Below are 15,069 nucleotides of genomic sequence, written 5' to 3'. Positions count from 1 at the left end.
GCCGGTGTACGGAATGTCGAATGGGCACACGCAAAATCCCCAGATTGTCCGAGCGTTGAACTGTGTCCCGGCGCACACTAGGGCCGTGACCGCCGACGGTGAGGTGAGATGAGCAGACATTGGCGGGTTGCCCTCGTCCAGGCCAGCCCACTGCAGGGCGACGACCCGGTGGCCGAACTGACTGCGGAGCTCGCGGCGATCCGCGCTGAGCACCCGGACACCCAGATGGTGGTCTTCCCCGAGATTCACCTGCTCGGCGCGAGCGACGGCGCCGACGACCCTGCGGCCTATTTCGACGCGGTTGCCGAGCCGCTCACCGGACCGCTCGCGCAGCGGCTCGGCGCCGTGGCCGCCGACGCCGGCGTCTGGCTGGTGCCCGGTTCGATCGCCGAGCGCGGCGACGACGGCCGGGTCTACAACACCGCTCTCGTCTTCGACCCCGACGGTCGTCTGGTCTCGTCGTACCGCAAGGTGTTCCCGTGGCGCCCGCACGAACCGTGGGCGTCCGGCGCCGGTTTCACGACCTTCGATGTACCCGGTGTCGGCCGAATGGGCGTCAACATCTGTTACGACAGCTGGTTCCCCGAGGCGACCCGGCAGATCGCGTGGCTCGGCGCGGAGGTCGTGTTCAACATCGTCAAGACGACGTCCGACGACCGCGCGCAGGAACTCGTCCTGGCCCGCGCCAACGCGATCACGAACCAGATCTACTACCTCAGCGTCAACGCCGCCGGGCCACTCGGGCGCGGGCAGAGCATCTACGTCGGACCCGAGGGTGAGGTACTTGCTGAGGCAGCCCACGCCGAGCCGGAGGTCACGTATCTGACGATCGACCTCGACCGGGTGACGGCGGTGCGGACCCATGGCACCGCCGGGGTCAACCGGGTGTGGGAACAGCTGCACGCCGATGACGACCCCATCGAACTGCCCGTCTACGGCGGCCAGCTCGTGCAACAGCGGTGGCAGCCGCAGACCGTCAACCCCGAAGGACGCTCATGACCGAAACCGCGCAGCAGACCGACGAGGCCGGCCACCTCAACGCCACCCTCGGCCTGGGTGGCGTGACGCTGTTCGGCCTCGCCTACATGGCGCCGATCATCGTCCTGGGCATCTTCGGCGTGATCGCCGAGGCGTCCGCGGGCGCCAGCGCGGGTTCCTATCTGCTGGCCACCGTGGCCATGCTGTTCACCGCCGCGAGCTACGCGAAGATGTCGGTGCACTATCCGGTCGCGGGCTCGTCGTACACCTACGTCCGCAAGGCGCTGGATTCGCGGCTCGGGTTCCTGGTCGGCTGGACGATCCTGCTCGACTACCTGTTCCTGCCGCTGGTCATCTGGTTGATCGGCGCCGCGTACCTGACCGGTGAATTCCCGTCGGTACCGGCGTGGGTGTGGATCGTGCTCTTCATCGTTCTGACGACCGCGCTGAACATCCTCGGACTCAAGGTGGCCGACAAGGCCAATCTGGTCCTGATGGCCCTGCAGTTCCTGGTGATCGCCCTGTTCGTCGGTTTCGCGGTGGCCCACATGGTCTCTCACCACGGCGCCGGCTCGCTGCTGTCCGGCACACCGTTCAGCGGCACCGGCGGTTTCTCCGCGATCGCCGCGGGCGCGGCCATCGCGGCGTACTCGTTCCTCGGGTTCGACGCCGTCAGCACGCTCACCGAGGACACCAAGAATCCGCAGCGCAACATCCCGCGCGCCATCATGCTCGTCGCGCTCATCGGCGGCGTGGTCTTCGTCGCGGTCGCCTACGTCCTGACGCTCGTCCAGCCTGGCGGCACGTTCACGAATGCCGATTCGCTCGCCGCCGACACCGCCCGGACCATCGGCGGGGCGCTGTTCGCCGCGTTCTTCGTGACCGGTCTGATCATCGGCCAGTTCACCTCGGGCCTGGCCGCGCAGGCCAGCGTGTCCCGGCTGCTGTACGCGATGGGCCGAGACTCGGTGTTGCCCAAGAAGTTCTTCGGCAAGCTGTCGCCCCGGTTCTTCACGCCCGTCTTCAACATCGTGCTGTGCGGGCTGATCGGCCTGGGGGCGGTGTTCCTCAGCGTCGCGACGTCGACGTCGTTCATCAACTTCGGCGCCTTCACCGCCTTCACGCTCGTGAACCTGTCGGTGATCGGCTACTTTGTCCGGCATCGCCACGAGAAGCGACTGAATCCCTTGACGTACGTGGCGATTCCGTTGATCGGCGCGATCGTCGACGTCTACCTGCTCACCCAACTCGGCAGTGCGGCACTGACTCTCGGGGTGATCTGGATGGCGATCGGCGTGGTGTACCTACTGGTCCTCACCCGCGGTCTGCGGGTCCCGCCGCCGGAGCTGTCACTGGCTGAGTAGGCGTGCGCTGTTCCTCTCGAGCGGGGCGCAGTGGACGTCGAACCGCCGCGCGACGGTATCCAGGGTGCGCTGCAGGTGCGGACGCCGACGGCGGTGGGTTGCCAGGAACTGGGCCGTCCCGACGAGCTGACGTGGCATCGGATACCACTTCGCGAAGTCCAGCCCGCAGTCCTGAAAAACCTTGGCGGGCAAAGCATCCGTCAAGAGGCTGAGATTGTGCAGCGCCAGCGTCATCAAGGTGTGGGGGAACACCGCGTTGCACTTGCGCCGCAGGTCGATCATGTCGAGCTCGTAGAGCGGCACCTCGGTGAGTTGGCCGGTGAACATCAGATGGGGCAGGAAGTAGCCCATGAACGTCGTCAGATGCAGTGTCGCCGCCCTGCTGTTCAATGACAGCACCCGGCCGCTGGGCGACGCGTAGGGCTCGTACGGCCCCGAACGCTTCAGCAGGTACCCGGTGCAGTTGACGATCCAGCTGTCCGGATCGATCTCCCGGACGGCGCCGCTGCGCAACTGCAGTTCGGTCCGCCCGTCGCGATCGACGGCATCCACGAAATGGTCCATGACAATGTCGGCCAGACCGGCGGCGATGGCGTCGCGCTCCGCCGTCGACAACAACCCGAGCAGGAAATTGCCGGTCTCGGGCGTCACCCACACCCCGCAGCGTTCCCGCCAGCGGCGGGCCACTTCTTCTTCGTTGGTGCCGTCGAACAGCCGCGTCAGGTCGTCGACCAAGGCATTGAACGTCAGTCCACCCCACCATCGCTTGCCGCCGGTCGGGAACAGGCGGTCGCGGTGCGCGAAGTAGGTTCCCGAACCGGCCAGCAGATTCACCTCGCGTCCGGGGTGACGGGTGATCAGTGCGTACGCGGTGTCCATCGCGGTCTTGCCGCTGCCGATCACCCACACCGGCGCGCCGCTGGCGTCGATGTCACCGCCGCGCATGTCGCAGTAGTTCGGTGACACCGAGTGGACGCTGGTGCTGGACACCGGCAGCGGGTCGTTCGGTTCGACGTCGGCTGCGGTGGCCTTGATCAGATGCTTGGCTTCGATGACCATGCTCCGGCCGTCGTCGGAAGCACATTGGATGCGGACCACGCCGTCGGCCTCGGCATCGGATTGCATTGTCCAGCCGTAATATTCGTCCACCGCGATGCGCCGGCGCAGCACGTCGAGGCAATGGTCGAAGTGCGCCAGCACTTCGTGTTTGGTGGCCAGGTGCGACGGTTCGGCGCCCAGTGTCCACCCGATGTTCCCGACGGTGAAGAACGGGTGTGGCTGGTGCAGGCGCACGTAGTCGTAGGTGTCGACCCACATGCCGCCCGGTCGGTGCCGACGGTCCAGCAGGATCACCCGCTGACCCGGCGACAGGTACTGGGAGGTGGTGAAAAGGGCGTTCAGACCGGCGATTCCGGCCCCGACGATGCAGACGTCGCAGCGCTGGATTCCAGGTCCGGTGGTGTCGTTGCCCATGAGGCCTCCTTGTTCCTTGGAAAAAGGCTCCGGCATCGGGCCCGCCGGTGCAATCAGTCGATTGGCGTATTTCCTTGGCGCACTACAGGGATATGGCGAGCAGCGTGCGCACGAGCTCGGCCTGGCGGTGGGTGCCCGTCTTGTCGAAGATGTGTTGCACGTGGGTTCGGACAGTGCCGGCAGACAGGCACATGCTCTCGGCGATGGGCTTGATGCCGTCGCCCTGTATCAGCCTGATGGCCACTGCCGCTTCGGCCGTCGTCAACCCGTACAGGCGGCGCAGCATCTCGGTGTCCGGTTCCGGGTGTCGCTCGGGATCGAGGATGAGCACCAGCGCCCGCGATTCGGCGAGCGGAGCCGTCACGTGCTGGAACGGCAGCACGTGAATCACGTACGGGCGCAGGCCCGATGGGCGCGGGCACAACAGCGAGGTGCCGCCCCGCACCACCGATCCGGTCTGCCCGAGTGCGGCGTTGATGCCGTGGCGCAGCGCTGCGTCGGCGGGCGGGTGCGCGAACTCGAACGAGCCTTCCCGGATGGTCAATCCGTCGTGCCGGCGGACGATGTTCTCGGCCGCGGTGTTCAGGTATCGCACCGACAACGTGCAGTCCACGACGGCCATCCCGATGCGCGTGACGTTGTCCATCGCCGACGAGATGTTCCGGATTTGATGGGTGGCCGCGCTGAGGTCGTGCTGGATGCGCAATGCGCGCTGGAAGTGGGGGACCAGTGCCTCTGTGAGGTGGACGCGGTCCGGGGTGTCGAACGGGTCGGAACGTTTCTCGGTGGCGACGAGCCAGGTGGCAGGCTGCGGTCCATCGGTCAGGCGGACGAACAGCCCGTCGTCGAGTCGGTGCGGCCGCATCCAGTCCATGAGGAACTCTGCCTGCGGCTGCAGCTCGGCGAGTTCCTGGCAGCTGTGCACATACCCGACGGGCCCGTTCTCGACGGCCTCGAGGAGGTAGTCGATGTGACGGTAGTACTCGGCGTACTCGGCCAGGGCGTCGGTCGGGATGGTGACGCTCTGGGGTGCGCGGCTCACGCCATCGGCCAATACCAGGGCAGCCCCACCGGTTGCCTCGAACATGGTGTGGAGTTGGGCCATTGTCGCGGTCCATCGCTCTGGCTGGACCGCGGAATCGTAGATCGAGGAGACTACGCGTGAGAAGTCCTCGACCGTGACCACGGCCGACGCTCCCTGAGATGTGTTGCGGTCACGTCTGGCGCCTTTCGCGACGTGATCCCCCCATGAATGGACAGGTGCTGCGGAAATCGTAATTCAAGACCAATGGTATGTAAAGTGTTGGCTGGGTGATCGCTGAGAGTGGCTCGGCGGCGCCGAGCGTGCGGACAGATCGCGATTAGCGGGGGATCGCGATCTGTGCGCACTCTCGAACCCCGATGAAGTGCTAGCGGCAGGGTTAGGGAGAACCCTTATTTCGCTCGCGCGGTCCATGTCATACGTTGCGTTCATGCTTCCGGTGGAGCCGTGCTACCTCGTCGAGTGGTACCACCCGAGTTTCATCGGGCCGATGCTTGCTGAAGCGGCCGCGACGCTTGCTGCGGCAGCCCTGTCGCTGTCCACCACCGAGGCATCGGTACGCGTCGCAACCGTGATTTCGGTGCCCAACGACGAGGTGGCTTTCGGGATTTTCGTGGCCGACTCCGCCGACATCGTCACCCGGACATGTGACCGGGCCGGGTTTCCCGCGCAGCGTCTCAGTGTGGCGAAAGACATCGAGTTTCCGGGCTGACGCATAGTTTCCGTAGGGGTATCCCCAAGGAATTTCACAGCGCATAATCGCGGTGTGCTGGGAAATCGCCTGGACGAGCCGCGAGTGATCGGCGAGTTCCTGGCCTCGTCACGGTGGCCCGCCGCCTTGCTTCTGGAGGGTGAGGCCGGCATCGGGAAGACGACGCTGTGGTTGTCGGTGATCGATCAGGCACGCACCTCGGGCGTCCGGGTGTTGTCAGCGCGTACGGCTGCGGCCGAGTCGGTGTTGGCCTACGCCGCGCTTGCCGATCTGTTGGGCGCCGTCGAGACCGCAGTGTTGACGGATTTGCCTGCCCCGCAGCGGATCGCGATGGACCGGGTGTTGTTGCGCGGGGCGGGTGACGATGATGAGGCGACGGATCCGCGGGCGGTGGCGGCCGGCTTCCTGTCGGTGATCGAGCGGCTGGCTGATGAGTCGCCGGTGATCATCGCGATCGACGATCTGCAATGGCTGGACACCTCGAGCCGGCAGGTGGTGGCTTTCGCCGCGCGGCGACTGGTGGGCCGGGTCGCCGTGGTCGGTACGGTCCGCACCGAACCTCTACGCGGTGCCCCGGTGTCGTGGCTGCAGCTGCCGAGAGCGGACGCGATCACCCGGATCCAGTTGTCGCCCTTGAGCCTTGGGAAATTGCACGGTCTGCTCGCCGAGCGGCTGGGGCTGAGTCTGCCCCGGCCCACCATGGTCCGGATTCACGAGATTTCCGGTGGCAACCCGTTCTATGCGCTCGAACTGGCCCGCACGATCGGTACTCCGACGTCGACAGGCGAGATGTCATGGCCGGGCTCGCTCGCCGAGTTGGTCCAGGACAGGATCGGCAGCGTCGGCGCTGACGCGCGCGAGGCGTTGTTGGTGGTGGCGTGTGCTGCCACCCCGTCGGTGGAACTTGTTGCCCGCGTGACGGATTTGCCGGCGGACGGCGTCGTGGCGCTGTTGGAGGACGCCGAGGCCAATGGGATCGTCGGGATCGAGGGGCAGCGAATTCGCTTCACGCACCCACTGTTGGCGGCCGGGGTCTATGCTGCCGCGACCCCGGCGCAACGGCGTGCGACGCATCGCCGGCTGGCTGCGGCCATCGACGATCCGGAGCTGCACGCCCGTCATCTCGCGCTCTCGGTCACGCGGGGCGATCCGCACACGCTGGAGGCCCTGGACATCGCCGCGGAGAGAGCGCTCATCCGGGGTGCCCCGGCCGCCGCGGCCGAATTGCTCGATCTGGCAGCCGGACTCGGCGGCGACACCCCCGAGCGCCGGATCCGCCAGGCGAGCCACCACTACAACGCCGGCGACGCCGACCGCGCCCGAGCGCTGCTCAATCGGACGGTGGGAGAAGCTGTCCCGGGACCGGTTCGGGCGCAAGCATTCAGCTTGCTCGGCGCCATCGAGATCGTTGATCGAAGTCACAGCGGGGCAGCTCGACTGCTCGAGTGTGCTCTCGATGAGGCCGCAGCCGATCTGGCGGCGCGGGTGCAGATCTTGGTGCCGATGTCGTTTGCGCTCTACAACATCGACCAGCACGCGCTCGCGGCACGCCGAATCGACGAAGCCACCGATTGTGCAACCCGGCTCGGGCAGCCCGGGTTGCTGAGTCAGGCGCTGAGCATGCGGACCTTGGTGCGATTCTGGCTGGGCGAGGGCGTCGACGAGGAAAGTCTGCAGCGGGCAATCGATTTGGACGACGGAGACGCGGCCACGTCGGCATTCTTCCTGCCCCGCATGCACAGGGCCACCTTGTGGTCGTGCACCGGGAAACTCGATGCGGCACGCGCCGAGTTCCGCGCCATCAGGCAGCAGTGCATCGACGGCGGAGTGGAGACCGACCAGAACTTTGTCGCGATCAACGCCGTCCACAACGAGATCTGGCGCGGGGACCTTGCCGCCGCCACGCTGCTGGCAGACGACGCCATGGAACGCGCCGTGCATCTCGGCGGCTTCCACCACACCGCGGCCCTGGTCATGCGCGCGCGGTGCGCCGCGTATGCGGGGAGGGAGGACACCGCGCGTGACGCGGTCCGCGACGTCCTTGCCACCGTGCCCCTGTCCGAGTGCTTCATCTTGACCGGATGGGCGATCATGGCCCTCGGCTTCCTGGACCTCTCGCTGGGCAACTACGACGCCGCGCTGGCCGCGCTCGAGCCGTTGTTGTCGACCTTCGCGCAGCGGCCCGAGGCGACGGAGATTTACGTCGCCGAGTGGGTGCCTGATGCGGTGGAGGCGTTGGTGGGGTTGGGTCGATTGGCTGAGGCCGAGTCGTTGGTGGTGGCTTTGGAGGCCAATGGCCGGCGGTTGGGCCGTGGGTGGATGTTGGCGGTCGGTGGGCGGTGCCGGGCTCTGGTGTTGGGTGCGCTGGGCCGTGTGGATGAGGCGGTTGCGGTCGCTGAGTGTGCGTTGGTCGAGCATGACGGGTTGTCGATGCCGTTTGAGCGGGCGCGCACGGTGTTGGTGTTGGGGCAGTTGCAGCGTCGTCAGCGTCGGCGGGCGGTGGCGGTGGTGACGTTGCAGGAGGCGTTGGCGGCGTTCGAGGGGTTGGGTACGCCGTTGTGGGCGGAGCAGGCGCGGCGTGCGTTGGGTCGGATCGATGAGCGGTCTGATCGGGGTGCGGTGCTGACGGCTTCGGAGCGTCGGATTGCCGAGTTGGTGGCGTCGGGGATGAGTAATCGTGAGGTGGCGGCGAAGTTGTTCGTCAGTGCCAAGACGGTGGAGGTGCACTTGTCCCGGATTTACCGGAAGTTGGGGATCCGGTCGCGGGCCGAACTCGGTTGGCGCATCACGCGGCCCGAACCGACGTCCTGACGGCGGCTCAGGCCGCGGCTGGGCTGGGCTCGGTCTTGGGGGTGTCCTTCGCTGCGGCCGTGGCACCCGTCTTCGGCCCGGTCTTCGGGGCATCTTTCGGGGTGTCGGCGTCCGCGGTGGGCGCGTTCTTCTTTTTCTTCGGCTTGGTGACCTTCACCGGCGGTGCGTCGGGATCGGTCTTCGGCTTCGTCGACTTGGCCGGTGGCGTGTCCGGATCTGCTTGGGGCTTGGTCGATTTCGTCTCTGGCTCGGTGGCGTCGGCCGACTTCTGATCGGTGTCGGTGGCCGGCGTCGCGGCGGGCGATTGCGCCGGCTGGCTCTTGGCGTCGGCCTTCGGGTCCGCCTTGACGTCGGTCTTCGGGTCCGTCTTGACGTCGGTCTTGGTGTCGGTGTCGTCGACCTTCGTGTTCGCCGCCGGCTTGTCCTCGACGGTCGCCGCCACCGGCGCCGCGGTCTTCTTGGCAGAGACGTCCAGAGAAGCGACGGGCGGAGTGGCCGTCGGTGTCGCCGCCAGGGGCGGCAGGTGCAGTTCGGCCCGGATGTCGTCGACGAAGTTGTTGGCGCCTTCCTGCAGGGCGCCGGGTATCGCGTTCAGCGTCTCGACGATCTTCGACAGCGGAGTGAACAACGAGAACGGTGTCTTCTTGGCCGGATTCAGGTTTTCGCGGTCGGTGTAGCCCATGTCGACCAGCACCCGCAGCAGCGGCTCGACAGCGTCCAGCAGCGGTTTGACGAGCGGTGTCAATCCGATGGCACCGGCGCCGATGCGCAGCGGCACCAGCAGCGGCAGATCGGGAGTCCTGATGAACACGTAGGTGTCCGTTCCGCCGGCGCCGTTGTCGGGCACGACGGTGATGATGGCGGGCGTGGTGCCGGGGATGTACGAGTCGTAGTACGCGTCGGGGTGCGCGTACATCACGCCGAGCAGGCTGTTCGCCAACGACAGCGGATTGAAATACGCCGGGAAGTCGGCGTAGGGGTCGTACTCACGCGTATAGAACGTGGTGTCGTAAGGCGACGGCGCGGACGGGCCCTGGTTGTTGACGATGAAGGGCACATTCATGCCGGGGAACCGCTCGAAGATGCCGCCGTTGCCGGCGAAAGGCGAGCCGATCATCACGAACGACAGTTGCGAGGGTGCGGGGCCGGTGCCATTGGCCAGGAGCCGGCGTTTGGCCCACTCGGCGCCCAGACTGCCCTCCGAGTAGCCGGCGACGATCAGCTGCTCGCCGGGTCGGGACGTGATGGCGTTGTAGACCTTCGGCCCGGAGACGGTCGTGCTCGCCGACAGCTGGATCGACGCGGGGTAGTTGATGGGCAGGTAAGCGTAGCCCGGCGGCACCACGGTGTGGTTGAGCTTGGCCGGAATGTTGGCCGACGTCGGGTCGCCGCGCCCGCCGATGCCGATCACCGTGTTCATCAGGCCGACGACGAAGCTCGACGTGATGTTGGTGGCGGGACTCACCAGCAGCGCACAGCACAGCGCCACCAACAGGAAGATGCGCGGCACACCGCGAACGGCGGGACTTCTGGTTGGCCACATCTGCACTGACATCGGCGTTCCCCCGGCTAGGCGTGAACCGGACGGTACTCCCGCGACCAGGCCTTTAGGCGGGAATTTGCAACTTCTCCTGCAACGCAGAACGGGTGGTGTTCCGGCAATCCGGAACACCACCCGTGTCTGTCGTGAGTACCTGCTAGGGGCAGGTCACCTCGATCTCGAAGGGCTTCTTGGTGGGCTCCATCGGGTTGGCCATGTCGACGCCGGTGGCGGTGCCGCTGACCTTGTAGGTCTTGCCGTCCTTGGTGGCCTTGGCCTCGCCGCCGGGGACACCGTCGGTGTAGCCCAGCGTCACGCCGTTGACCGCGCCCAGGCCGACGGTCTTGACGACGGGCGGGTCGGCGTCGGTCAGGGTGACGCCCAGGCCGCCCGAGGCGTTGCCGATGGCGATGACCACGTTGCCGGCCGCCGTGGTGCAGCCGATCTGGCCCTGAACGTCCTGGGCCTTGCCGTCGATGCTGACCTTCGCAGTGCCGGAGCCTGCGGTGGAGTTACCCGCAGCCGACGACGCCGAGGCCGACGCGGTGGCCGACGAGCCGGACGACTTCTTGTCGTCCTTGGAACAGCCGGTCAGGCCGGCGGCCAGAACCGCGGCACCAGCGACCGCGACAACCAAACCACGCTTCATAACTTGTGCTCCTAATTAGTGCGAACCGTCCGGACGGCGGGTCATCCAGTGCATTATGGGGTTCGCCAACGGGCCTTTCACCAAATTCACAGAAAATCCCTGTAACCGTCCTGACCTGTTTGTTTCCGCGTAGTTAGCCGGCATTCGGGTGTCGGGTCGGGGAATTGATTGAATACACCGGTGAGTCAGCAGTTCTTCGAAGTCACCGCGCAGCTGCCGGACCGGCGTGGCCGGGCCGGGGTGATCCACACGCCGCACGGTGACATCCAGACCCCGGCGTTCATCGCCGTCGGTACCGCGGCGACGGTCAAGGGCGTTCTGCCGGAGACCATGAAATCACTTGGGGCGCAGGCGCTTCTGTCCAATGCCTACCACCTGTACCTGCAGCCGGGGCCTGATGTGGTGGACGAGGCGGGCGGGCTCGGTGCTTTCATGAACTGGCCCGGGCCGACGTTCACCGACAGCGGCGGCTTTCAGGTGATGTCGCTCGGGGTGGGCTTCAAGAAGGTACTGGCCATGGACACGGCCCGGTTGCAGGCCGACGACATCATCGCCGAGGGAAAAGAGCGGCTGGCCCACGTCGACGAGGACGGGGTGACGTTCCGCTCGCACCTCAACGGTGACAAGCATCGGTTCACGCCCGAGGTGTCGATCGGCATTCAGCATCAGCTGGGCGCCGACATCATCTTCGCCTTCGACGAGTTGACGACCCTGGTGAACACCCGTGCCTATCAAGAACGTTCGATGGAACGGACCCACCGGTGGGCGGTGCGGTGCCTGGCCGAACACCGCCGCCTCAGCATCGAACGCACGGGCAAGCCGGCGCAGGCGCTGTTCGGGGTGGTGCAGGGCGCGCAGTACGAGGACCTGCGCCGGCAGGCCACCAAGGGGCTCGTCGGCATCGTCGACGAGGACGGGCACGGCTTCGACGGCTACGGCATCGGTGGCGCCCTCGAGAAACAGAACCTGGCGACCATCGTCGGCTGGGTCACCGACGAACTGCCCGCCGACAAACCACGGCATCTGCTCGGCATCAGTGAGCCCGATGATCTGTTCGCCGCCATCGAAGCCGGCGCCGACACCTTCGACTGTGTGTCGCCGTCGCGGGTCGCCCGCAACGCCGCGATGTACTCGGCGACCGGTCGCTTCAACATCACCAACGCCCGGTTCAAGCGCGACTTCAATCCCATTGACGCCGAATGCGATTGCTACACGTGCGCCAACTACACCCGGGCGTATCTGCATCATCTGTTCAAGGCCAAGGAGATTCTGGCGTCCACGCTGGGCACCATCCACAACGAGCGCTTCATCATCCGGCTCGTCGACCAGATCCGCGCTGCGATCATCGCCGGTGAGTTCGACGAGCTGCGGGACCACGTGCTGGGGCGCTATTACGGGTCCCGATAGCTGGCCACCTGCGACGATCCCGGGCTGTGCACAATTGGCGGTATGACTGGTGCACCTGGAGTGATCGACCCGCAAACGCTGCTTCTCGGGTTGATGGATCCGGGCAACCGGGCTGACCCGTACCCGCTGTACGAACGATTCCTCGAGGCCGGGCCGCTGGCGCTGCCCGACGCGAACCTGGTCGTGTTTCCCGGTTTCGCCGAGTGCGACGAGGTGCTGCGGCACCCGGCATCGGCCAACGACCGGTTGAAGTCGACGGTGACGCAGAAGCAGATCGCCGCAGGGCAGCGGCCGGCCCGCCCGTTCGGTGAGCCGGGCTTCCTGTTCCTCGATCCGCCGGATCACACCCGGCTGCGCGGGTTGGCGCAGAAGGCGTTCGCGCCCAAGGTGATCAAGGCCCTCGAGGCCGACATCGTGACCATGGTCGACGGGCTGCTCGACGGCGTGACGGGCACGATGGATGTGGTGGCCGACCTGGCCTATCCGCTGCCGGTGGCGGTGATCTGCCGGCTGCTCGGTGTGCCGATGGCGGACGAGCCGCTGTTCAGCCGGGCGTCGGCGCTGCTGGCAGGTGGGCTGGACCCCTTCGTGGCAGCGGGTGACGAGCCGGCGGAGGACAACACGGACCTCATGGAGGCCGGGCTGTGGCTGCGCGGGTATCTGCGGGATCTCATCGAGGAGCGGCGCAGTTCGCCGGGGGAGGACCTGATCTCCGCGCTGATCGCCGCTGAGGAGGACGGCGACCAACTGACCTCCGAAGAGATCGTGGCGACCTGCAATCTGCTGCTGATCGCGGGGCACGAGACGACGGTGAACCTCATCGCCAACGCCGCGCTGGCGATGCTGCGCAACCCGCGGCACTGGGCGGCCCTGGCAGCCGATCCGTCGCGGGCGTCCACGATCGTCGAGGAGACGTTGCGGTTCGATCCGCCGGTGCAACTGACCAGCCGCGTCGCCGTCGAGGACATCGAGATCGGTGGCGTGGCGGTGCCCAAGGGCGACATCATGATGCTGCTTCTGGCTGCCGCACAACGGGATCCGCGCATGTACGACCGGCCCGGCGAATTCGACCCGGACCGCGGCGTGATCAAGCACCTGGCCTTCGGCAAGGGCCCGCACTTCTGTCTCGGCGCACCGCTGGCCCGGTTGGAGGCGTCTGTGGCGCTGTCGGCGCTGGCGGCACGATTCCCCGACGCGCAGTTGGCGGGTGAACCGGTTTACAAGCCCAACCTGACGCTGCGGGGCCTGGCCACCCTGCCGGTCACGGTCTGATCCCGGCCATTACCCTCGCGAACATGCCTTCAGTTCTCGTCACCGGTGCCGGCCGCGGTATCGGGCTGGCCATCACCCAGCACCTCGCCGCCACCGGGTGGGATGTCATCGCCGGAGTCCGCACCAAGGCCGATGCTGCCGCGGTCGTGGCGCTGGCCCCGCAACGGATTTCGGCGGTGATCCTCGATGTCACCTCCGACGATGATGTCGCGGCGCTGTCGGCGGCGTTGCCGGATCGGCTGGACGCCGTGGTGAACAACGCCGGCATCGTGGTCGCCGGTCCCGTCGAGACACTCACCCCCGCGGACTGGCGGAAGCAGTTGGACGTCAACGTGGTCGGTCAGTTCGCCGTGACGGCGGCGGTGTTGCCCAAGTTGCGGGAGTCCCGAGGCCGCGTGGTGTTCATCTCCAGCGTCAACGGCCAGCTGTCGACACCGATGGTGGGTGCCTACGCGGCGTCCAAGTTCGCACTGGAAGCCGGTGCCGAAGCGCTGCGCATCGAGATGCGGCCGTGGGGTGTTCCGGTCGTGGTCGTGGAGCCCGCGCAGACCGATACGGACATGTGGCGCAAGGCCGACGACATGGTCGCCGAACTGGAGTCGGGAGTCTCGCCCGCGCATCACGCGCTGTACAGCCGGCATATCGCCGGCTTCAAGAAGACGGTGCCGCTGTCGCAGAAGATGGCCGTCGACCCGGCGAAAGTCGTTGCGGTGGTGGAGGAAGCGCTCACCGCCCGGCGGCCCAGGCCGCGGTACATCGTCGGGCTGGGGCCCAAGCTGCAGGCCGCGCTCATGACGAACATCCCGGCATCGGTACGCGGTTTCTTGCTGGCCAAGGTCTTCGGAGTGCCGCGGCGTGTGTAGGCCCGGGCCGAAACTGAGCTCATGTGTCACATCCGCTTCGATACTGGCACACAAGCTCATTCTCGGCGGGTAGCCGTGAAGATCCACGGCTCGCGTGGCAGCCTGGCCGGGTCGAACTGCGCCAGCATGCCGTCGAGCGTCGTTGCGGTGTAGCCCAGCGACGTCGCGATCTGTGCCAACGCCGCCTCCGTGCCGATCTCCGAAACCGTCACCGCGCCATCGCGTTTGGCCAGCCGCTTGCCCTCGGCGTTGAGAACCAACGGAACGTGCGCGTAGACGGGCTGCGAATAGCCCAGCAGCGCAGCCAGATACGCCTGTCGCGGCGACGACGGCAGCAGGTCGTCGCCGCGGACCACCTGGTCGATGCCCTGGGCGGCGTCGTCCACCACGACGGCCAGGTTGTAGGCCGGGACGTTGTCGCCGCGGCGCAGCACGAAGTCGTCGACGACGCCGGTGTAGGTGCCGTGCAGCAGGTCGGTGACGGTGTATTCGTGTGTGTCCGAACGTAATCGGATGGCCGGCGGTCGTCCGGCCGCGCGGCGCTGGGCACGCTCGTCGTCGCTGAGGTTGCGGCAGGTGCCCGGGTACGCGCCTTCGGGCGCATGCGGAGCGCGCGGCGCCTGCAGGATGTCCTTTCTGCTGCAGAAACATTCGAACGTCAGGCCGCGCGCGGTGAGGTCATCGACGACGGCGAGATACCGGCCCTCATGGGTGGCCTGGTATTCGGGCGGCTCGTCCCACGTCAGTCCGACGGCCGCCAGGTCGTCCAATTGCCGCTGCGCCACATCGGGGAAGGTGCGGTCGTCCAGATCCTCGACTCGGACGAGGAACCGCCGGCCCGTCGACCGCGCGAACAACCACGCCAGCACCGCGGTCCGCACGTTGCCGATGTGCAGATCGGCAGACGGGCTCGGCGCGAACCGGCCGGCGGGGGATTGGGACACGACCGCAATCTAAC

12 protein-coding genes are annotated in these 15,069 nt (G+C 66.9%); 7 read left to right on the top strand and 5 right to left on the bottom strand.

Annotated features, from left to right (window positions below):
- The first annotated feature begins 108 nt into the window (after nt 1-108).
- Nucleotides 109-999: a carbon-nitrogen hydrolase family protein gene (locus ACJH7A_RS21575; protein ID WP_212807417.1), complete on the top strand. Its 891-nt coding sequence runs from the start codon at nt 109-111 to the stop codon at nt 997-999.
- Nucleotides 996-2,342, top strand: a complete 1,347-nt coding sequence (locus ACJH7A_RS21570; protein ID WP_212807416.1) for an APC family permease — start codon at nt 996-998, stop codon at nt 2,340-2,342. Before ACJH7A_RS21575 ends, ACJH7A_RS21570 begins: the two co-directional genes overlap by 4 nt.
- On the opposite strand, the gene ACJH7A_RS21565 is transcribed toward ACJH7A_RS21570, so the two are convergent.
- Entirely contained in the window at nt 2,328-3,815 is a 1,488-nt protein-coding gene (locus ACJH7A_RS21565; protein ID WP_212807415.1) for an FAD-dependent oxidoreductase, read from the bottom strand. The two genes, ACJH7A_RS21570 and ACJH7A_RS21565, sit on opposite strands and share 15 nt — an antisense overlap.
- Before the next feature lie 82 nt (nt 3,816-3,897).
- Nucleotides 3,898-4,920 carry a helix-turn-helix transcriptional regulator gene (locus tag ACJH7A_RS21560; RefSeq protein ID WP_212807414.1) on the bottom strand — a complete coding sequence of 341 codons (1,023 nt, stop codon included), beginning with the start codon at nt 4,918-4,920 and terminating at the stop codon, nt 3,898-3,900.
- 367 nt (nt 4,921-5,287) lie between these two features.
- Between ACJH7A_RS21560 and ACJH7A_RS21555 the strand changes: the two genes are divergently transcribed.
- A complete protein-coding gene (locus ACJH7A_RS21555) occupies nt 5,288-5,569 on the top strand; it encodes a hypothetical protein (RefSeq protein WP_212807413.1) in 282 nt (93 codons plus the stop codon).
- Nucleotides 5,570-5,623: 54 nt separating this feature from the next.
- A complete protein-coding gene (locus tag ACJH7A_RS21550; protein WP_346415874.1) occupies nt 5,624-8,380 on the top strand; it encodes a LuxR C-terminal-related transcriptional regulator in 2,757 nt (918 codons plus the stop codon).
- Nucleotides 8,381-8,387: 7 nt separating this feature from the next.
- Here ACJH7A_RS21550 and ACJH7A_RS21545 read toward each other — a convergent pair whose 3' ends face one another.
- Nucleotides 8,388-9,935: a PE-PPE domain-containing protein gene (locus tag ACJH7A_RS21545; RefSeq protein ID WP_346415873.1), complete on the bottom strand. Its 1,548-nt coding sequence runs from the start codon at nt 9,933-9,935 to the stop codon at nt 8,388-8,390.
- 142 nt (nt 9,936-10,077) lie between these two features.
- Nucleotides 10,078-10,569: a lipoprotein LpqH gene (locus ACJH7A_RS21540; RefSeq protein WP_212807411.1), complete on the bottom strand. Its 492-nt coding sequence runs from the start codon at nt 10,567-10,569 to the stop codon at nt 10,078-10,080.
- A 180-nt stretch (nt 10,570-10,749) separates the two neighbouring features.
- Here ACJH7A_RS21540 and tgt point away from each other — a divergent pair, with 180 nt between their 5' ends.
- Genes tgt through ACJH7A_RS21525 form a run of 3 tightly spaced genes read left to right on the top strand, consistent with a single transcriptional unit; the run spans nt 10,750 to nt 14,111 of the window.
- Complete coding sequence (tgt, locus tag ACJH7A_RS21535) at nt 10,750-11,976, top strand: tRNA guanosine(34) transglycosylase Tgt (protein WP_346415871.1); 1,227 nt, start codon at nt 10,750-10,752, stop codon at nt 11,974-11,976.
- A gap of 42 nt (nt 11,977-12,018) precedes the next feature.
- On the top strand, nt 12,019-13,248 hold the full coding sequence (locus ACJH7A_RS21530; protein WP_406802670.1) for a cytochrome P450: 1,230 nt from the start codon (nt 12,019-12,021) through the stop codon (nt 13,246-13,248).
- Between the two features lie 23 nt (nt 13,249-13,271).
- Nucleotides 13,272-14,111 (top strand): SDR family NAD(P)-dependent oxidoreductase, encoded by an 840-nt coding sequence (locus ACJH7A_RS21525; RefSeq protein ID WP_346415869.1) that lies wholly within the window; start codon nt 13,272-13,274, stop codon nt 14,109-14,111.
- 56 nt (nt 14,112-14,167) lie between these two features.
- Here the strand turns inward: ACJH7A_RS21525 and gluQRS are convergent, their stop codons facing one another.
- Nucleotides 14,168-15,055 carry a tRNA glutamyl-Q(34) synthetase GluQRS gene (gluQRS, locus tag ACJH7A_RS21520; protein WP_346415868.1) on the bottom strand — a complete coding sequence of 296 codons (888 nt, stop codon included), beginning with the start codon at nt 15,053-15,055 and terminating at the stop codon, nt 14,168-14,170.
- Nucleotides 15,056-15,069 lie beyond the last annotated feature (14 nt).

Origin of the sequence: Mycobacterium sp. SMC-17 (assembly GCF_045310915.1) — a bacterium.
Classification (GTDB): Bacteria; Actinomycetota; Actinomycetes; order Mycobacteriales; family Mycobacteriaceae; genus Mycobacterium.
The sequence above is the reverse complement of the archived record's forward strand: the minus strand, read 5'-3'. Positions and strand labels throughout refer to the sequence as shown.